General features: G+C 67.6%; 17 protein-coding genes. 2 read left to right on the top strand and 15 right to left on the bottom strand.

From position 1 onward, the window contains the following. Positions 1 to 563: 563 nt before the first annotated feature. Genes EDC25_RS12770 through EDC25_RS12760 form a run of 3 tightly spaced genes read right to left on the bottom strand, consistent with a single transcriptional unit; the run spans position 564 to position 2,996 of the window. The gene (locus EDC25_RS12770; RefSeq protein WP_132577600.1) at positions 564 to 1,706 is read right to left on the bottom strand and encodes a COX15/CtaA family protein; all 1,143 of its coding nucleotides are present in this window, start codon (positions 1,704 to 1,706) and stop codon (positions 564 to 566) included. Between the two features lie 19 nt (positions 1,707 to 1,725). Then, positions 1,726 to 2,274, bottom strand: coding sequence for a hypothetical protein (locus EDC25_RS12765; RefSeq protein ID WP_132577599.1), 549 nt, complete (start codon positions 2,272 to 2,274; stop codon positions 1,726 to 1,728). Next, the gene (locus EDC25_RS12760; RefSeq protein WP_132577598.1) at positions 2,271 to 2,996 is read right to left on the bottom strand and encodes an SURF1 family protein; all 726 of its coding nucleotides are present in this window, start codon (positions 2,994 to 2,996) and stop codon (positions 2,271 to 2,273) included. Before EDC25_RS12760 ends, EDC25_RS12765 begins: the two co-directional genes overlap by 4 nt. 58 nt (positions 2,997 to 3,054) lie before the next feature. Between EDC25_RS12760 and EDC25_RS12755 the strand changes: the two genes are divergently transcribed. Beyond that, the gene (locus tag EDC25_RS12755) at positions 3,055 to 3,273 is read left to right on the top strand and encodes a twin transmembrane helix small protein (RefSeq protein WP_132577597.1); all 219 of its coding nucleotides are present in this window, start codon (positions 3,055 to 3,057) and stop codon (positions 3,271 to 3,273) included. Between the two features lie 103 nt (positions 3,274 to 3,376). On the opposite strand, the gene EDC25_RS12750 is transcribed toward EDC25_RS12755, so the two are convergent. From EDC25_RS12750 to EDC25_RS12710, 10 genes are all read right to left on the bottom strand, one after another. Next, positions 3,377 to 4,255 (bottom strand): cytochrome c oxidase subunit 3, encoded by an 879-nt coding sequence (locus tag EDC25_RS12750; protein WP_132577596.1) that lies wholly within the window; start codon positions 4,253 to 4,255, stop codon positions 3,377 to 3,379. Positions 4,256 to 4,259: 4 nt separating this feature from the next. Beyond that, positions 4,260 to 4,874, bottom strand: a complete 615-nt coding sequence (locus EDC25_RS12745; protein WP_132577595.1) for a cytochrome c oxidase assembly protein — start codon at positions 4,872 to 4,874, stop codon at positions 4,260 to 4,262. Next, complete coding sequence (locus EDC25_RS15110; protein WP_279432527.1) at positions 4,871 to 4,996, bottom strand: hypothetical protein; 126 nt, start codon at positions 4,994 to 4,996, stop codon at positions 4,871 to 4,873. Before EDC25_RS15110 ends, EDC25_RS12745 begins: the two co-directional genes overlap by 4 nt. 5 nt (positions 4,997 to 5,001) lie before the next feature. Beyond that, a complete protein-coding gene (gene ctaD / locus EDC25_RS12740) occupies positions 5,002 to 6,612 on the bottom strand; it encodes a cytochrome c oxidase subunit I (protein ID WP_132577594.1) in 1,611 nt (536 codons plus the stop codon). A 23-nt stretch (positions 6,613 to 6,635) separates the two neighbouring features. Further along, positions 6,636 to 7,511, bottom strand: coding sequence for a cytochrome c oxidase subunit II (coxB, locus tag EDC25_RS12735; protein ID WP_132577593.1), 876 nt, complete (start codon positions 7,509 to 7,511; stop codon positions 6,636 to 6,638). Positions 7,512 to 8,144: 633 nt separating this feature from the next. Then, positions 8,145 to 8,423: a hypothetical protein gene (locus tag EDC25_RS12730; protein WP_132577592.1), complete on the bottom strand. Its 279-nt coding sequence runs from the start codon at positions 8,421 to 8,423 to the stop codon at positions 8,145 to 8,147. 50 nt (positions 8,424 to 8,473) lie between these two features. Beyond that, entirely contained in the window at positions 8,474 to 8,794 is a 321-nt protein-coding gene (locus EDC25_RS12725) for a BolA family protein (protein ID WP_132577591.1), read from the bottom strand. A 367-nt stretch (positions 8,795 to 9,161) separates the two neighbouring features. After that, positions 9,162 to 10,349 carry a peptidoglycan-binding domain-containing protein gene (locus EDC25_RS12720; protein WP_207905715.1) on the bottom strand — a complete coding sequence of 396 codons (1,188 nt, stop codon included), beginning with the start codon at positions 10,347 to 10,349 and terminating at the stop codon, positions 9,162 to 9,164. Positions 10,350 to 10,731: 382 nt separating this feature from the next. Next, positions 10,732 to 11,955 carry a BaiN/RdsA family NAD(P)/FAD-dependent oxidoreductase gene (locus EDC25_RS12715; protein ID WP_132577590.1) on the bottom strand — a complete coding sequence of 408 codons (1,224 nt, stop codon included), beginning with the start codon at positions 11,953 to 11,955 and terminating at the stop codon, positions 10,732 to 10,734. Then, a complete protein-coding gene (locus tag EDC25_RS12710; RefSeq protein ID WP_132577589.1) occupies positions 11,952 to 13,007 on the bottom strand; it encodes a 2-dehydropantoate 2-reductase in 1,056 nt (351 codons plus the stop codon). The genes EDC25_RS12715 and EDC25_RS12710 overlap by 4 nt, the downstream gene beginning before the upstream one ends. Before the next feature lie 300 nt (positions 13,008 to 13,307). On the opposite strand from EDC25_RS12710, the gene putA reads away from it, so the two are divergent. Then, entirely contained in the window at positions 13,308 to 16,484 is a 3,177-nt protein-coding gene (gene putA, locus EDC25_RS12705; RefSeq protein ID WP_377600843.1) for a bifunctional proline dehydrogenase/L-glutamate gamma-semialdehyde dehydrogenase PutA, read from the top strand. 565 nt (positions 16,485 to 17,049) lie between these two features. On the opposite strand, the gene EDC25_RS12700 is transcribed toward putA, so the two are convergent. Beyond that, positions 17,050 to 18,141, bottom strand: coding sequence for an ISL3 family transposase (locus EDC25_RS12700; protein WP_243695122.1), 1,092 nt, complete (start codon positions 18,139 to 18,141; stop codon positions 17,050 to 17,052). Positions 18,142 to 18,354: 213 nt separating this feature from the next. Continuing rightward, a complete protein-coding gene (locus EDC25_RS12695) occupies positions 18,355 to 18,945 on the bottom strand; it encodes a hypothetical protein (RefSeq protein ID WP_132577587.1) in 591 nt (196 codons plus the stop codon). Positions 18,946 to 19,453 lie beyond the last annotated feature (508 nt).

Raw genomic sequence — 19,453 nt, 5'->3', positions numbered from 1 at the left:
CTGGAAAAGCGATTGATCGGCGGCTGATTGCCACGAAAACACCAGAACCGCAGAACTCGCGGGCTTCGTCTGACCGAATTTCAACAGGCTGCTAGAGCGCGGCGCTCAGCAGCAGGGCCATCAAGGCAACGCGCAACCATGTCATGATCGATTTCCGATTGCTTGGGTCGTGCCGCCGTACCCGCGAAGGTATCGGATGTCCACTTGGCGACGCACCAGGTCCTATGGTCCGTATCGATTCGCCGGAACCATTGAAATCGGTCTCTCAATGCTCAACCATCGCCCGCGATGCTGCGCCACCAGCCGTTCGACTTGGGACCAGGCTGATGGAAAACTGACTGCACGGAAAGTGGGCGTCTTGTGTCGTCTACAAGGGTGGTCATCGAGCTTTCCCGCATGATGCCCGTATCGTTCGGACTGTCGAAAATGGCCACACCAGGTCCAACTTTGAGACGCCCGAGGACAGGGTCTGCTACCTCGTAGGCTCGTGCCAGCCGTGAAGGCGGCACGAATGGATCGCGTACTACCACGAGATCGTGGACGTGACCGATCCTGCCCGACAATCAATCCCGGCGCGGGGTCAGGCGCGACAGGATCAGCACGAACTGGGCGACCAGCAGCGCCGCCACGCCGTTGTGCGCGGTCGCCACCGGCAGGGGCAGACCGAGCCAGACGTTGCCGATGCCCAGCGCGACCTGCACCACCAGCAGCGCGGCCAGCACCAGCGCCGGCCCACGCATGCCGCGCACGCGGAACAGTGCCGCCACCACAATCAGCACCGCCGCCACCGTGACCATCGCGCCGATGCGGTGGCTGAGCTGGATCGCCGTGCGCGCCGGCGCATCCAGGATGCCGCCCTCGTAGTCGACACCGATGCCGCGCCAGAGCACGAAGGCCTCGCGGAAGTCGGTGGCCGGCCACCACTGACCCAGGCATTGCGGGAAATCCAGCCCACAGGACAGCGCCGCGTAGTTGGCGCTGGTCCAGCCGCCCAGCGCGATCTGGATCGTCAGCACGGCCAGGCCCAGCCAGACCCACGGCCGCAACCAGCTCGCGCCGGGATACACCTTCGGCGCCAGGCGGCTGCGCTCGCTTGCCCAGACCAGCATCGCCAGCACCGAAAGGCCGCCGAGCAGATGGCCCATGACGACGATCGGCTTGAGTTTCCAGGTCACGGTCCACATGCCGAGCATGGCCTGGAACAGGATCAGCGCCAGCAGTACCGCGGTGAAGCGCGACCAGGCAGGCGCACCCTGGCGCCCACTGCTGTACACGGCCAGCGCGAGCGGCACGCCCAGGGCGACCACCGAGGCGACGACTGAAACCGCATGCTGGCCGGCGATGTAGAGGAAGGTCCCGGCCGCGGCGGCCGCCGCCGCGGCGATGATGCCGTAGCGGCGCACCGGTACGCGCCAGTTGGCGCGCAGTGCGAGCATGAGCACCAGCGCGCCCAGCGTGGCGGCGAAGTGGCGGTGCACCTGTTCGCGCCAGGCCTTGTGGGTTTCGACCGGGCGCTCCGGGAACGCTTCGTTGGCGCGCGCGACATCGTGCTCGTGGCGCGGCCAGGTCGCCTTGCCGTAGCAGGTCGGCCAGTCGGGGCAACCCAGGCCGGCATCGGACAAACGCACGAAGGCGCCCAGCACGATGACCACGAAAACCAGGGCGACGGCGACGCGTGCGACATTGCGGAACAGGGAATCGGTCATGGCATCGGCTCCGGCCGCGTTACTTGATCAGCCGGCCGAGGTCGCGGCGCATCAGCCGCGCTTCCAGGTCCGGCGGGAATTCGAGCATCAGGAAACCCTTGTCGTCGACCAGCAGGCCGCTCCAGTCCGCCTGCGTGGCGAAGCGCGGCGACGCTTCATGCAGGCGGTCGACGCTGCCTTCGTCGAGCACGTTCAGGGCTTCGGGCAGGTCGGGCATTACCGCCGGCGCGACCAGCGCGATGGCCAGCCGAGGCGCATGCCGGTGCAGGCTGTAGCGGACGCGGTAGAGTTCATCCAGCCGCTGCATGCAGGCGTCGTCGCAGACCGCCGGCAGGCGGACGACCAGCGTGAAGCGATGATCGGGATTCACCACCGCGATGCCGGTGCCGCTGCGCGTGCGCAGTTCCAGCTCACCCAGCGCTTCCGGCGGCTGGACCAGCACGCCGTTATTGCGGGTAGCGGTGGGATGCCAGCCGAGGCGGTTGAGCACCAGGGCGACGATGAACGGCGTCAGGAACAGCACCGCCACGCCGATCATGGTGCCGCGACTGATTCGTTTGCGATTCATGGCGTTCTCGGACTCGGACGTGCACGTCGATGCACGATCAGGAAGACGACGACGATGGCGATCGCCAGCGACCACCATTGCCAGGCATAGGCGCGGTGCCGCTCTGGCGGCATCGACATCACCGGGTGCCACGTCTGCTGCAGCGGAGAACCTTCCGCCGGCTGCGCGCGCAACACACGCGTGTCCAGCGCCACGCCGGCGTCAGCGGCGATCTCGTCGAGCGCGAAGTACGGCATCAGCTTGGGATAGCCGTCGGCGTCCGACCAGGCGCGTCCCAGGCGCAGTCCATGCGCCGTCGGCGGCGTGAGCATGCCGGTCAGTTCGACCTTGGCCGTCGGCAGCTCCGCCAGTGCCGGCGGCTCGCGTCGGGCGCCGCTGTAAGGCAGCCAGCCCAGCGATACCACCAGCGCGGGACCGCCTTCAACGCGGAGCGGCGCGTACACCTCGACGCCGGACCGGGACTCCCGGATCTGGTTGTCGAGCAGATAGCGCTGCGGCAGCCATTCGCCGCGCACGACCACCCGGTCATAACCGGACAAACGGTTCCAGTCTCCGGCCTGGGCCGGCCGCGCCGCCAGTGCCAGCGACACCTGCCAGGCATCGCGCTCGGCTTCCTTCTGCACCGCCTTGCCGTACTGCCAGCGCCCGGCGCTGATGAAAACGACCAGGCCGGCGGCGAGCAGGGCGCAGGCCAGCAGCGAGGGGCGTCGGAACAGGGCCATCAGCGGGCAGCCAGACAGGCGTGGCTATACTTCGCGCGAACTGACACGGCACGACACCATGAGCCCCATCGCAACCCGATTGATCGTCATCGCCTTCTTCATCGCGATCGTCTACAACCTCGGTACCGCGCTGTACTACATGATGAAGGACAAGGGCGAAGGCAAGCGCATGGCCTGGGCGCTGACGCGCCGTGTCGCCCTGTCGGTGCTGCTGATCGGCCTGGTCGCACTGGGCATGTGGACCGGCATCATCAAGCCGCACGGCATTTACGGTTGAGCCCGGAACGACCCCGGCCCGTTCAGGCTGCCGGGGCCGGCCGCGGACATCGTCTCCGCGGCCATTCCATCCTGTGCGCGGCGCCACCGCCGCGCACGTGCGGTCAGAGCACGTAGACGAACAGGAACAGCGCCAGCCAGACGACGTCGACGAAGTGCCAGTACCAGGCCACCGCTTCGAAACCGAAGTGGTCGTCCTTGGTGAAATGGCCCTTCAGGCAGCGGAACCAGATCACCGCCAGCATGATCGTGCCGAGCGTGACGTGCAGTCCGTGGAAGCCGGTCAGCATGAAGAACGTCGAGCCGTAGACGCCTGAGCCCAGGGTCAGGTTCAGGTCGCGGTAGGCGTGGATGTACTCCTCGGCCTGGTAGAACAGGAACACGCAACCGAGCAGGACGGTGACGCCCAGCCATATCAGCAGCTGGGCACGGTTGCCGGCCTTCAGCGCGTGGTGCGCGATGGTCAGCGTGACGCCGGAGGTCAGCAGGATCAGCGTGTTCAGCAGCGGCACGCTCCAGGCCGGGATCAGGCCGAACTCGCCGCCGATGGACTGCGGGCCGTTGCTCGGCCAGGCCGGCTCGAAACCCTGCCACAGGAATGCATTCGTCGCCACGCCGTCGCCTTCGCCACCCAGCCAGGGCACCGACAGCATGCGGGCATAGAACAGCGCGCCGAAGAAGGCAGCGAAGAACATGACCTCGGAGAAGATGAACCAGATCATGCCCATGCGGAACGAGGTGCCGACCTGACGGTTGTAGAAGCCGCGCACGCTCTCGGTGATCACGTTGCCGAACCAGCCGTACAGCATGACCAGCATGATCGCGACGCCGGCCAGGGTCATCGGCAGGCCCAGCGTGCGATTGCCGTTCATCAGGTTGGCGAATCCGCCGACCAGCAGGAACAGGCCGATCGAGCCGACCAGCGGCCACTTGCTGCCGTGCGGGACGTAGTAGATGTTCTGATCGGGCGCGTGGTTCGCCATGGGATCAACCTCGGGTTGCGTCGATGGACCCGGTCGCGTCGGCCATGCGGGCCTGCTCGCGACGGGTGGCGTGCTCATTGTTGTAGAAAGCGTAGGACAGGGTCAGTGTCCTGACCTCGTCCGGAAGATCCGGCGAAATGAAGAAACGCACCGGCATGCGCCGGATTTCGCCGGGTTCGAACAGCTGCTCGGTGAAGCAGAAGCATTCGGTCTTGTTGAAGTACGGCAGGCCGCGCTTGGGCGCCACGTCCGGCACCGCCTGCGCGACCAGGGTGTCGCCGGTCAGGTTGGTGGCGGTGTACCACGCCTCCAGCACCTGGCCCGGATGGACGTCCATCTCGACCTGGTCGGGAACGAAACGCCATTCCCTCTCGTTGTGGATGCTGGCATCGAACTGCACCTTCACGGTGCGCGACAGGTCCACCTCGAGCGCGCCGATGCCCTCGACGCCGACGGCGCCGTTGTCGTTCATGCGGATGCCGAAGACCTGCTCGCAGGCGATCCGGTACAGCGGCACCAGCGTGAAACAGAACGCAAAAGCGCCGGCGGTGACCAGCGCCACCTTGCCGAGCAGCCGGCGGTTTTCGTGTCCGCTGTTGCTGGACTGCGGGGTGCTCATGCGTTGAGCACCCCGCGCAGGATGAAGCCGGCATAGACGGCCAGGGCGATCAGCACCAGCACCGTGACGGTGATGCGCACGCCGCGGCGGGAGTCCTTGCCGGTCATCGTCCTGCTGCTCATGTCCTTCAGTGCGTGACGTCGCCGTGCGCGAGCACGCGGTCGTCGATCACCGGCGGCGTGGTGAAGGTGTGGTGCGGGGCCGGCGACGGCACCGTCCACTCCAGGCCCTTGGCGCCTTCCCAGACCTGGGCGGTGGCGCGCGGACCATGGCCGCGGGCGGACTTGATGACGATCCACGCGAACAGCAGCTGGCTCAGGCCGAAACCGAAACCGCCGATCGACGACCACATGTTGAAGTCGGAGAAGGCGATGTTGTAGTCCGGAATACGGCGCGGCATGCCGGCCAGGCCCAGGAAGTGCTGCGGGAAGAACAGCAGGTTCACGAAGAACGTGCTGAGCCAGAAATGCCACTTGCCGAGCGTCTCGCTGTACATGACGCCGGTCCACTTCGGCAGCCAGTAGTAGGCGGCCGCCATGATCGAGAACACGGCGCCGGTCACCAGCACGTAGTGGAAGTGGGCGACGACAAAGTAGGTGTCGTGGTACTGGAAGTCGGCCGGGACGATGGCCAGCATCAGGCCCGAGAAGCCGCCGATGGTGAACATGACGACGAAGCCGAGCGCGAACAGCATCGGGGTCTCGAAGGTCATCGAGCCCTTCCACATCGTCGACACCCAGTTGAATACCTTCACGCCGGTCGGAATGGCGATCAGCATCGTGGCGTACATGAAGAACAGCTCACCACCCAGCGGCATGCCGACGGTGAACATGTGGTGCGCCCAGACGATGAACGACAGGAAGGCGATCGAGGCGGTTGCGTACACCATGGCCTGGTAGCCGAACAGCGGCTTGCGGGCGAAGGTCGGGATGATCTCGGAGACCACGCCGAACGCCGGCAGGATCATGATGTAGACCTCGGGGTGACCGAAGAACCAGAAGATGTGCTGGTACATCACCGGGTCGCCACCGCCGGCGGCGTTGAAGAAGCTGGTCAGGAAGAACTTGTCCGTCAGCAGCATAGTGACGGCACCGGCCAGCACCGGCATCACCGCGATCAGCAGGAACGCCGTGATCAGCCAGGTCCACACGAACACCGGCATCTTCAGCAGGTCCATGCCCGGCGCGCGCAGGTTGAGGATCGTCGCGATGATGTTGATCGCGCCCATGATCGAGCTGATGCCCATCATGTGGATGGCGAAGATCACGAACGGCATGCTGTTGCCGCCCTGCAGGCTCAGCGGGGGATACAGCGTCCAGCCACCGGCCGGGCCACCACCGTCCATGAACAGGGTCGACAGCAGCATCAGGAAGGCGAACGGCAGGATCCAGAACGACCAGTTGTTCATGCGCGGCAGCGCCATGTCCGGCGCGCCGATCATCAGCGGGATCATCCAGTTGCCGAGGCCGACGAAGGCCGGCATGACGGCGCCGAAGATCATGACCAGGGCATGCACCGTGGTCATCTGGTTGAAGAATTCCGGATTGACGATCTGCATGCCGGGAATGAACAGCTCGGCACGGATGATCAGCGCCATCGAGCCGCCGATGAAGAACATCAGCAGCGAGAACAGCAGGTACAGCGTGCCGATGTCCTTGTGGTTGGTTCCGAAGAACCAGCGATCGACAAAGCCGGGCTTGTGGTCGTGATCGTCGTGGTGGGCGGCGTGCGTGGCCATGGCTTACCTTCGATTCGTATGGGTTACTGCACCACGGCGAGCGCGTCGCCGGTGGCCGGAACGTTGGCGGCGGTGGCCGCGGCCTTCGCCTCGGCATCCTTCTGCGCCAGCCAGGCGTCGAACTGCTCGCGCGGGACGGCTTCGACGACGATCGGCATGAAGCCGTGGTCCTTGCCGCACAGCTCCGCGCACTGGCCGCGGTAGGTGCCGGGCGTGTCGATGCGCGTCCAGGCCTCGTTGATGAAGCCCGGGATGGCGTCCTGCTTCCAGCCCAGCACCGGCACCCACCAGGCGTGGATGACGTCGTTGGCGGTGATCACGAAGCGCACCTTGGTGCCGGTCGGCAGTACCAGCGGGTTGTCGACATTGAGCAGGTAGGTGTTCTGGTCGCCGGTGCGGACGTCGGCCGGGTTCAGGCCGGACCCGAGCATGCGCGTGCGGTCGGAATCGCGGTCCAGCTTGGAGACGAAGTTGACGTCGGTGCCGACGTACTCGTACCGCCACAGCCACTGGTAGCCGGTGATCTTGACGGTCAGCTCGGCGTCGTCGGTGTCGGCCATGTGGATCAGCGTGTTGGTCGCCGGCCAGGCCATGCCGACCAGGATCAGCACCGGGATCACGGTCCAGATGATTTCAGCCGTGGTGTTGTGGCTCCACTTCGCCGGCACCGCACCCTTGGACTTGCGGAACTTGAGGATCGCATAGCCCATGGCGCCGAAAACGAGCACGCCGATGACCACGCAGATCCAGAGGATCAGCATGTGGATGTCATAGACCATGCGACTGGTCTCGGTGACACCCGGGCTCATGTTGAGCTGCCAGGGCTCGGGATTGGCCTGGGCCTGCACCGCCGTCAAGGCCAGAATGGCCAGGGCTGCCAGCACGCGTCGTGGGGTCATCGCTTCACCTTAGATTCGCATCATGTCCGCATTGGTCCGGCGGCCGCCCGGTCCGGTGTTCCGTCGCGCTAACGCGTCGATCCTGGCCGTACGTTGCAGCGACGCCGGCCTGGCGTGAAAGGAGCATGCTCCTGACCCGTCCCTGCCTTGACTATCGCCGCGGACGCTCCCGCACCCGCAAGTCCTTCTGATTCAAGGTAAAACGGACCTTGGGCTCGTGCAGGCCGCTTCCGTCCTCACGCCCAAAGGCCTCGCTCCGCCTTAAACGGCGCAATTCTAGGCTTTAGCCCTGCAGGTAGCAAACCGCGCGGCGCGTTCAGCCGCCCGATGGGCCGGAACGTCCAGTTGCCGCGGTGAAGTCGCAGGCGCCGTCCGGGCGCCCCCGGGACGCCGTCGCGCCGGCCGACAAGGCCTGCGATCGGGCGGAACTCATCCGGACAGCCGCGAAGCCGCGGTCGCCCGGCGCGCGGGGACCGTGCCCCCGGGCGTGCCGACGGACTGCCCATGTCGCATTCGTCCGTACCCGCCGACACCGCGGGCCGGCTGTCCGGCACTTCACGGTCCCGGACGCCGGATTCCGGCACGGCGCAACTGCCGGGCGGGCGCCCGCAGCGGCGCCGCGGCAAACAGCGGTTACTTGCTCATCTCGGCGATGGCGCCCTGGCACAGGCCGCCGTTGGGATCATTCCGGCAGGCTTCGCGCAGGCCTTCGCAGGCGGCCTTGCCCATGTTCCGGGTCATGTCCACCATCGCCGCGGCCGCGGTACCGCCGTCGCGGGTGAGTTCGGCCACGCCCTTTTCGACCTGGTCCATGCAGGCGGAATAGGCGCGGTCGGCTTCGCTGCCGCAGGCGGAGAGCGCGAGGGCGGCAATGGCGAGCAGGCCGGCGCGACGCAGGTTCTTCAGGATCATGGGACCTCCGGTGATGGGAGGTCGAAGTATGCGCGTCCGCTCGCGGGTCGTCAGCCCGGAGCGGCCTTGTCGAAGCGGCTGCCGCCCAGGCAGCGCGGCGAATCCGGCGCGGCGGCCTGTTCGCTCCACTCCTGGGGCGTGTAGGTGTGCAGGGCCATGGCATGGAAGCGCGGCATCAGTTCGCCCAGGGCGGCGTAAACGCGCTGGTGGCGCTGAACCGGCCGCAGACCGGCAAACGCGTCGCTGACGACGACCGCCTTGTAATGGGTCTGCAGGCCACGGCTGTGCAGGTGGCTCTCGTCGGTGATTTCCAGGTGCGTCGGCGTCAGCGCCGCCAACGCCTGCTGGATCTGTTGGTCAATGCGGTCCATGTCTACCTTCGCGCTGCCGCAGGGAAAGTCCACGGCGCCGGCCATGATATCGGGAGGGAACGGCGGGGCCTGAATGCGGCTTCACCGGGTTGGCGCCGGTTCGCCCGGATACTGCGGCACGGACGCTGACCTGCTGGATGCGATGCCGGCATGCGCCACCGGCCCACAGTTTTTTGGAGCGCCCGACTGACGACCTCTCCGTGCATCGGACCGGCGGCGTTTGTCGAAGCGGGAACGGAAAAGGAAAGGCGGACGGAGAACGCCGGAAGGGCACCGCGGCCTCCCGGCGTTGATCGGCCAACGCTATCGGACGATCCGGACCGACGACCGCATGTCGCGTCGGATCCGGATCGAACGACCGGCCAGGTCAGTTGTACTTCTCCCACCAGGTGAAGGCGACGCGGTAGGCGGAAGGTGTGTTGTCGGCGGCATGGTTGGCCAGGCCGTTCTTGCCGACGTAGTAGTCCGCGACCTGGTTGCGTGCCGACAGCGACATGTCGGTATCGCCAATCGCAACGGCGTGGATGTGCGCATTCCACGGCCCCTGCGAGGGCGTGCGGTACCAGGCGGCGAAGCCGACACGGCGCAGGGAGCGGACCAGCTGCCAGCGCTGCGTCTCGGACAGGCCCGATACACTGATGTCGACGACGCCGCCGCCGCCATGCGTGCCGGCCGATGCCGAGACGCCGCCGGCGTTGTAGGAGCCCTGGGTCACCGTGATGCTCCTGCCGAACAGGCGCTGCGCCTCCAGCAGCATCGAACGCGTGCGCTGGTTGACGGCCTTGCCGGAGAACGTCGTGCGCGAACCCACCGTGATCCGGTTGGTGACGACGAACCGGTTCTGGCCCAGCGAGGTCAGCGAGGTCGGGCCGGGAATGCCGGTGGCATCCAGACCGGTGAAGCCGAGTCGGCGCTGCCAGGTCGCATAGGCCGCCGTGGTGCCGTTGCCGTACCAGCCATCGACCGTGGTGCTGATGTTCTTGGCGTTCAGTGCCTGCTGCACCAGCTTGACGGACGGGTCGCCGTTGAGGCCCGGCTGGTTGCCGCGGAACGGCTCGACCTGGGCCTGGATCACCACATAGGCCATGTGCAGGTTGGGCAGCGCCTTCGGATAGATCGACAGGCCATCGTCCTGGGTGACCTGGCGCTGTTTGGCCAGATCCTCGCCGGGTCCGGCCTCGTCGCTGCCTTCCACGGGCTGAGCGAGGCTGAGCCGCCGGGTGTACTGCACGCAGTTGTCGTCGGCTTCGCAATAGCCGCCCAGCACCAGCGCCCACGGCGTCTCGTCGGCGTCGTACCCGATCTCGATGACGTCCTCGTCGGCAGTCAGACGGGCTGCCAGCGCCTCCCGTGCCGCGACCAGATCGGCCGTCGACGGGCCTGCGGCAGCCGCGGCGAGCCAGTCGTGGCTGGCGTCCACTGACGGATCGAATGCCTGCGCGGACGGGTCGCTGCCGTCCCAATGGCCATGCGATGCGTCCGCATGGTTCTCGCAGGCATACAGCGATACGGACATCGTCAGCGCGACCGTAACGGCCAATGTTCGAAGCTTCATCATTGCATTCCCCTCTCGTTGGCGTAGTGAACACGTCGTGCCCGCCGCAGGTGCGGGTAGGGCCGACGCCACCGACGTTGGAATCGCCCGGCCCGGGCGGTCATTCCTGTCCGGTGTCGAGGTGATGACAAACTGATGACAGCGATGACAATCGTGTTCTGACAGGCTTCCGAGCGCGCCAGGTCAACCCATCAAGCGTGATGGCGGTCACGGATCGGCGGGGTGTGCGGGCAGTCCGTCCATGTTGGACGCTGTGCGCCCGCGCTGTGCGGCGGGCCGGCGCACCCTTCGTCGCGGATCGCGCCGGGCTCTCCGCTGCGCACGCGTCTTCCGGGGCTGGGCGGGCATGTCGCCCCGCAGTCATCCGACAGCGTGATGTCGCTCAGGCGACCGAGCCGGCGGCGTGTCCCGATGCCCAGGCCCACTGGAAGTTGTAACCGCCGAGCCAACCGGTCACATCCACGACTTCGCCGATGAAGAACAGGCCGGGCACGGTGTTCGACATCATGGTTTTCGAGGAGATGCCGCGCGTATCGACGCCGCCCAGCGTGACTTCCGCTGTGCGCCAGCCCTCGGTGCCGCTGGCGACCACCGGCCACGCCGACAGTACCGTCGCGATGTCATGCAGCTGCGCCGGCGTGTACTGGCGCATCGGCCGGCTCTCCAGCCACACCTCGCACAGGCGTTGCGCCAGGCGTCGGGGCAGGTGTTCGGACAGCACCGTCTTCAGCTCGGCGGCCCCGCGCTCGTGCTGCTGGCGCTGCAGCCAGGCCAGCGCATCCTCGCCGGGCAGCAGGTCCAGCCGCAGCTCGTCGCCGGGCCGCCAGTAGGACGAGATCTGCAGGATCGCCGGCCCGCTGAGGCCGCGGTGGGTGATCAGCATGCGGTTGCGGAAGGCCACGCCCTTGCAGTGCGCCGAGATGTCCAGCGCCACCCCGGACAGGTCGTTGATGCGCTCCAGGTGCTTGCCGGACAGCGTCAGCGGCACCAGTCCGGCGCGCGTGGGCAGCACCTCGTGGCCGAAGCGGCGCGCCAGCTCATAGCCGAAGCCGCTGGCGCCCATGCTCGGGATGGACAGGCCACCGGTGGCAATCACCAGCGATTCGCAGGCCAGCCGTCCGGATGTCGTCGCCAGCACGAATCCGCCCTGTTCAAGTCGCCGGATGTCGCCGACGCTGCAGTGCGTGCGCACCTGGACCTCTACCGCCTCCGCCTCGTCCAGCAGCATGCGCACGATCTGCTTCGAGGAACCGTCGCAGAACAACTGGCCCAGCTCCTTTTCGTGCCAGGCGATGCCGTGGCTGTCAACCAGCGCGATGAAATCCGCCGGCGTGTAGCGGGCCAGCGCCGACTTGCAGAAGTGCGGATTGGCGGACAGGTACTGCGCCGGCGTGGTGCCGGTGTTGGTGAAATTGCAGCGCCCACCACCGGACATCAGGATCTTCTTGCCGACCTTGTTGGCGTGGTCGATCACCAGCGCACGGCGGCCGCGCGCGCCGGCGGTGATCGCACACATCAGGCCGGCGGCGCCGGCACCGATGACGATGACATCCCAATCGTCGTGCCCGGCTCCAGCGGCGCGGGCGGCGGTTTCCGGGCGGCTCATGCCGTCATCGCCGCGGCTTCAAGGTCGGCCAGCAAGGCCGCGGCAGTCCATGCCCGTCGCTGACGGCCGGCCTCGTGGACGAGCTGGACCAGCCGCGCGTTGACCGGCGTCGCCAGGCCATGATGGCCACCCAGTGCCACGATCTCGCCCTGGATCCAGTCGACTTCCGTGGGCCGCCCGGCGGCCAGGTCTTCCCACATCGACGAGCGCGCCAGCGGATCGATGCGCAGCATCCGCGCCGCCAGACGCGTGAACAGCGCATCGGGCAGGCGCAGCAATGCCGGCAGCCACGTCGGCGGCAACGGCGTCACCCGCGCCGGCGCGATGCCGGCGGCAGCGAAAACCCGCAGCGCTTCGGCCTGCGCCAGCGCGAGGCAGCACCGCCAACCACGCTGCGCCAGCTGTTCGCGCAGCGGGATGTCCGCCAGTGCATTGATGGCATTGTTGAGGTTGAGCAGCAGTTTCCCGGCCTGGACGGCGGCGATGTCCCCACGCGGCTGCAAAGGCAGGCCAGCCGCTTCGAACAGCGGCAGAAAAGCCGCCAGCTGCGCATGCGCGGCCACCATCAGCCGGCCCGACGTGCCCTGGTGCCAGCGGCCCGGCCCGAGCCGGACGACGTTGTAGGGCACCATGCCGGCGAGGACCGTGCAGTCGGGCAGCTCCGCGGCAAGCATCCGTGCGTTGCGCAGTCCATTCTGGAAGCTGATCACCAGTGTGCCCGGCCGCAGGTGCCGGGCCAGTTCGCGGCCGGCCTGCGCGGTCCCCGCCGACTTCACCGTCACCAGCACGAGCCGTGCGTTGGAAACCGCTTCCGCCGAAGTGACCACTTCGACTTCTCCCGGCGAAACGCGCCGCTGCCAGCCATCGAACGCCGTCAGCGTGAGGCCGTTCGTGCTGATGTCGTCGGCGACCTGCGGGCGCGCGACCAGTGCCACGCGCGCATGGCCGGCCAGGCGACCACCCAGCCAGCCGCCGATGCTGCCTGTCCCGAACACGGCGATGCGTGCGCCGGCCCCCTCGCGGCCGTCAAGGTCGCCGGGTGTCGCGCTCATCGCCAGCCACCCGGCGCGGTGGCCGCGATCGCGGCGCGAAGCCGCGGCAATGATCCTGACTGCATGCGGCGCATTGTCACCCGCGACGCCTGGCGGTGGCGAGCGTGGGCAGCCAGGCCTCGGGATCGGGACCATTGCCGGGCAATCGCCCTGTCCGGACTCGCCTTCCTGCCGGCCGGCAAGCCGCGCCTGTCCCCGGCATCAGCAAGACCCGGGCATGGCGATTCGCCATACGGTGGCGTGCGGCTGCGCTGCCGATGATCCGCCCGCCCGCAGCTGCGACGGACGGCTACACTTCGCATCCCGAATCCAGCCGCACGACCCGCCGCCGTGAATCCGATCCTGTTGAACGAGCTGCCGCCGGCGCCGGACGCCACCCGCGCCGCGATGACGGCACTGTGGCACGCCGATGAAGCGGCCTGCCTCGCACCGCTGCTGGCGCAGGCGACATTGCCGGCCGACGAGCGCGATCGCGTGCTGGCGCGCGCCGCGGCGCTGGTCGAGGCGGTACGCGCGCGCGCCAGCCAGGCCTCGGCGGTCGAGTCCTTCATGCGCCAGTACGACCTGTCCAGCGAGGAAGGCGTGCTGCTGATGTGCGTGGCCGAAGCACTGCTGCGCATCCCCGACGCCGACACCGCCGACAAGCTGATCGCCGACAAGCTGAGCGAGGCGGACTGGGACAAGCACCTGGGCAAGAGCAATTCGGTGCTGGTCAATGCCTCGACCTGGGGCCTGATGCTCACCGGGCGCCTGGTCGCGCTGTCGGAAGACACGCGGCGCAGTTTCAGCGGCGCGCTGCGGCGCCTGATCGGTCGCAGTGGCGAACCGGTCATCCGGCTGGCGGTGCGCCAGGCGATGAAGATCATGGGTCACCAGTTCGTCATGGGCCGCACCATCAAGGAAGCGCTGAAGCGTTCGCGCGACAAGGACAACCGCGCCTACCGCCATTCCTTCGACATGCTCGGCGAGGCGGCGCTGACAACGCGCGATGCCGAACGCTATTTCACGTCCTACCAGGACGCGATCCGTGCCATCGGTGCCGCCGGTCCGTATGCCGACATCTATGTCGCGCCCAGCATCTCGGTGAAGCTGTCGGCGCTGCATCCCCGCTACGAAGTCGCCAAGCGCGCGCGCGTCCTCGCCGAGCTGGTACCGAAGCTGCTCGACCTCGCCCGCCTGGCGCGCGACCAGGGCATCGCCCTGACCGTCGACGCCGAGGAAGCCGATCGGCTGGAGCTGTCGCTGGAAGTGATGGAGCCGGTGTTCGCCGATCCGGACCTGGCCGGCTGGAACGGTTTCGGCCTGGCAGTGCAGGCCTACATGAAGCGTGCACCGGCGGTGATCGACTGGCTGGCCGAACGCGCGCATCGCCACGGCCGCCGCTGGTGCGTGCGCCTGGTCAAGGGCGCGTACTGGGATGCCGAGATCAAGCGCGCGCAGGAGAATGGCCACGACGGCTATCCGGTGTACACGCGCAAGGCGAATACCGACGTGTCCTACCTGGCCTGCGCGCGCAAGCTGCTGGCCGATCCGGCCGCCTTCTTCCCGCAGTTCGCCACGCACAACGCACATACGATTGCCTCGATCGAGCATCTGGCCGGCGACCGCCAGTTCGAGTTCCAGCGCCTGCACGGCATGGGCGAAGACCTGTACGAGGCGGTGATCGGCGAGGGTGACCGCGGCCTGGCCTGCCGCGTCTATGCACCGGTCGGCAGCCATGAGGACCTGCTGCCCTACCTCGTGCGCCGCCTGCTGGAGAACGGCGCCAACACCAGCTTCGTCAACCGCATCGTCGACGAGTCCCTGGCGGTGTCGGACCTGGTCGCCGATCCGGTCGGCACGGTCGCCGCGAACGAGCCGAAGGCGCATCCGCACATTCCCCTGCCGGCCGATCTGTACGGTGCCAGCCGCCGTAATTCCCGAGGATTCAACATGGCCAACGACGCCGACCTCCACGCGCTTGCCGCGCAGATCAGTGCCGCCGACCGCACCTGGACGGCGACGCCGCTGGTGCCGGGTTTCACGGCTGGCTCGCCCGATCGTGGCGTCACCAATCCGGCCGACCGCCGCCAGCGCGTCGGCGCCTGGCAGGCGGCGGATGCGGCGCTGGTGCAGCGCGCGCTGGACACCGCGGTGAAGGCGCAGCCGGCATGGGACCGGGGCGGCGTCGAGCCACGCGCGCAGGCACTGCTCAAGGCCGCCGACCTGCTCGAGGAACGCCGGCCGGAACTGATCGCGCTGTGCGTGCGCGAAGCCGGCAAGTCCCTGGCAGCGGCGATCGCCGAAGTGCGTGAGGCCGTCGATTTCCTGCGCTACTACGCGCAGCAGGCGCGCGGGCAGTTCGGTACGCCGCTGACGCTGCCGGGTCCGACCGGCGAGAGCAACCAGCTGCACCTGCACGGCCGCGGCGTTTTTGTCTGCATTTCGCCTTGGAACTTCCCGCTCGCCATCTACGTGGGCCAGGTCGCCGCTGCCCTGGTCGCCGGCAACGCCGTCATCGCCAAGCCGGCTGAACAGACGACGCTGGTCGCGCACCTGGCAACGACGCTGCTTCACCACGCCGGGGTGCCCGCCGAGGTCCTGCAGTTCCTGCCCGGTGACGGCGGCACGGTCGGCGCCGCCCTGACCAGCGACGCACGCGTCGCCGGCGTCGCGTTTACCGGTTCCACCGAGACCGCCTGGGCGATCAACCGCGCACTGGCGGCGCGCAATGCGCCCATTGCCGCGCTGGTCGCCGAGACCGGCGGGCAGAACGCGATGATCGCCGACTCGTCCTCGCTGCCCGAACAGGTGGTCAAGGATGCGCTGGTGTCGGCTTTCGATTCGGCCGGCCAGCGCTGTTCCGCGGCGCGCGTGCTGCTGGTGCAGGACGACATCGCCGACAAGGTCATGACCATGCTGGCCGGCGCCATGGCGGAGCTGGTCGTCGGCGATCCGGCCAACCTGTCCACCGACGTCGGCCCGGTGATCGACGAGGATGCGCGGCGCACGCTGCAGGCGCATATCGAACGCATGCACAGGGAAGCGCGTCTGATCCACGCCGTCACGCTGCCGGAGTCGGTCAGCCATGGCTGCTTCGTTGCACCGCATGCCTTCGAGATTCCCGCGCTGTCGGTGCTCGAACGCGAAGTGTTTGGCCCCGTCCTGCATGTGCTGCGCTACCGGTCGCGCGACCTCGACGCGGTGATCGACCAGGTCAACGCCACCGGCTACGGCCTGACGCTGGGCGTACACAGCCGCATCGACGACACCGTCGAACACATCGTCTCGCGCGTCCGCGCCGGCAACTGCTACGTCAATCGCAACCAGGTCGGCGCGGTCGTCGGCGTACAGCCCTTCGGTGGCGAAGGCCTGTCCGGTACCGGCCCGAAGGCGGGCGGCCCGCATTACCTCGCACGCTTCGCCAGCGAACGCACCGTCACCATCAACACCACTGCGGCGGGCGGCAATGCCAGCCTGCTGACGCTGGACGCCTGACCATCCCGGTTCGCAACGCCTGCGCTGGCGCCACAGCGTCCCTGCAGGCGGACACAGGCGCGCATGCGGGGTGAGCGGGTGAGCGGACATGTGTGCCAGCGCCCGGGCGCGGGCAAACCGGCCTTTGTGGACGGGCGCCATCGCGGAACGCCCGGACTATCGTGTCGAAGCCGGGAACGCCTGACGCAGTGATCCCGCGGGGAGGGATCCCGGCCAGGCGCGGGCCGCGGCACCGCGCAAGGCTTGCGCAGCGGGCCGCTACGGGCACTTACGACACTGGCGCCGCGCCGACCGCGGGTTCCGGCGCTCTCACCGGAACCGGTTCATCGCCGGGCAGCGGCACACCGTACATCGCGGATGGCGCCGTTCAGCGCCGCCGGTACGGGCTGAAGCGGGATAGCGGCCCGGTCCGTTCTGGTGGGCGGGGTGTCCGGTTGCCTCAAGTGCCGTGCGACGGCGCGCCGGGCTGCTCAGGGTTCGAAGCCGTCGGCAAAGATCGCATTCGTGTTTTCAATGCTTACGAAAATGGGTCTTCGTGAAATCGTGTGGGTACTGTCACGGATTCTCACAGCTCCGGCAGCATGCAGGTGAGGATCTTCAGTCGCAGGTACTCCTCGTCGCGCAGGCCGTAGGCGCGTCGCTGGATGACGCGGATCTTGTTGTTGAGTCCTTCGACGAAGCCGAGCGACACCTTGTTCTCGGGTCTGCAGTAGGCGGCGATGCCGTCCCAGTGTCGCTCGATCATGGCGGCGAACTTCTCGAAGCTCGGCAGGCGTTGCCATCGCAGCGAGGCGCGCCACTGGTCGAAGTACTTTCGCGCCCACGCTTCGCTGCGGTAGTCCCACAGCTGACCGAACCGTTCCTTGAGCAGGTAGGCCGTGTTGAGCCGCTTGTTCGCCGTCAGCAAGCGCTTGAGTGCGGCCCGGCCGTCGAGACTGAGGTTCTCTCGACTCGACAGCAGCGTGTACTTCTGCCCCTTGATGTAGGCCCGGTCGCGGCCGGCCAGGCGGGCGTACTCGCTCTTGCGCACGGCATCCAGTGCCTCGCCCAGGTGGCGCATGACGTGGAACTTGTCGAACAGGATGGCTGCCTTGGGCGCGTGCGCTTGAGTGGCGGTGCGGAACGGGCGCCACATGTCCATCACGGCAAGGCGGATACCCGCAGATTTCCTTGTTCCCAGCGCGGTATAGAACTGGCCCATGCTGGCTTCGGAGCGGTCGGCGCCGCCGAACCAGATCGGCCGCTTGCGGATCAGGTCGCTGACCACGATGCGGTAGGTGTGGCCCTTGCGGATCGAGATCTCGTCGATTCCGATCACTTTCGGACCGGGCAGCCCGGCACGGCGGACCTGCTCGGCCATGTACTGCTTGTCCAGCGCCTTGACCGTTTGCCAGTCGAGCTTGAACTCCTTCGCCACATCGCTGATGGTGGCCTGCCGACAACGCCGTCCGATGTGCCAGGCGAAACGCTTGGTGTAGAACGGATTGTCGGCCAGAAAGTCGAGCCGCTCGGTCTTCACCTTGCCGCAGCGCCTGCAGTCGACGCGACGGACTTCCAGGTCCAGCCAGACGCGCGTGTCGCCGCAGGACAGATCGCGTACCCGCCGCGTCTTGCGGTCGTACCAGCCGAGCTGATTCGAGCCGCACGCACCGCAGATCGTTTTTTTCCCCGCCGAACAAGGGTGACGACGCGCGCCTCGGGATCGCCGAACACGCCCTTGACCTGCGCTTGCGGTCGGAAGCCTCGGAACCGATATGCGTCGAGCAGGCGACGCTGCCTTGCATGGGATCTGGCCATGACCAAAGCGTGCCAGAAATCCGGGCGCCGCCGATGGACCGCAAATTCAACGCCAGCGCGGGGCGCATCGTGATCATGACCCGCGAATCACCCACTCGGAATCACGAAGACCCACGAAAATGTTGTCGAAGTAGGCGTCGCCGATTTCCGTGACGTCGTGGCTTTTGCCCACGCCCAGCATCACCGAAATGAAGTCGGCGCCCGGCGGCACGACGCCGGTTCCTTCGATGAACTGCCAGTCCGGTCCCTGCTCGTACAGCGTGGGATACGTGACCGGTTCGCCGTCCGCGAAGCAGTTCTCGCCGAAATGCGACCAGACGAGAATCGATGCCCGATGGCCTTCGGGATCCATGTGTTCCGGCAACAGCACGTCGCCGCTGGCATACACGGTCTCGCCACCCTTGACCGGGATGCACAGCATCAGGATGGCGCTCGTGGCGCCGTTGCCGACGTAGGCGTTGCGCAGGAAGGCCGATCCGGACGCCGGATCGCCGTTGGCATCCATCGGCCACCAGGTCGCGGGACGCTCATAGAGGACCTGCCAGCCGGACAGCCCACCGTCGAAGCCGCCATTGACGATGAGATTGGTGCCCGTGGGCGTGCCGTCAGCGCAGACGGTGGTGGTCAGTGCCGCCAGGAAGAGCCCGGTGATGGCTGCGTGCATGGATTGTTCCCCAGGGATGGACATGTCTGCGGGAAGGAAGCGCAAAAACGTCATCCTGTTCGCCACGGCGGCGCACAGGCGATTTCGCCGGCGGGCCGAAGCGGTGCCCGGTCGTTCCGCGCGAACGCCGCGACACCCCTCCCCGGGCCGTACGGCCCCCGCCATCGCCGAGTGCCCATGACCGGCCAGGACCGCGGCTCGAAGCCGTCGACGCGGATGCCGTTCCTGTCTTCGCAGCCAGGAAGATGGGGACGAAAAGGGCCTCTGCTGTAGCGGTAAGGCGACTGTCCTGGCCGTCCGCCAGGACGGGCTGGCGGAAACGGGCGCCCTCCGGCGCCATGGCCAACGGCTCGACGCGCTGCCATTGGCGTCCCGTCGACCAGACGGCGGGATGCACGGGCCGCTTCCGGTTGATCGTGGGACAGTGCTCGGCAGGATGGGCCCGTACCGCGATCGTCGCGCAGGTGCCTTCGGGTACACCCGGCGGCGCCAGCAGGAGGTCATCGCT

The sequence above is a fragment of the Pseudofulvimonas gallinarii genome, assembly GCF_004343305.1.
Classification (GTDB): domain Bacteria; phylum Pseudomonadota; class Gammaproteobacteria; order Xanthomonadales; family UBA2363; genus Pseudofulvimonas; species Pseudofulvimonas gallinarii.
The sequence above is the reverse complement of the archived record's forward strand: the minus strand, read 5'-3'. Positions and strand labels throughout refer to the sequence as shown.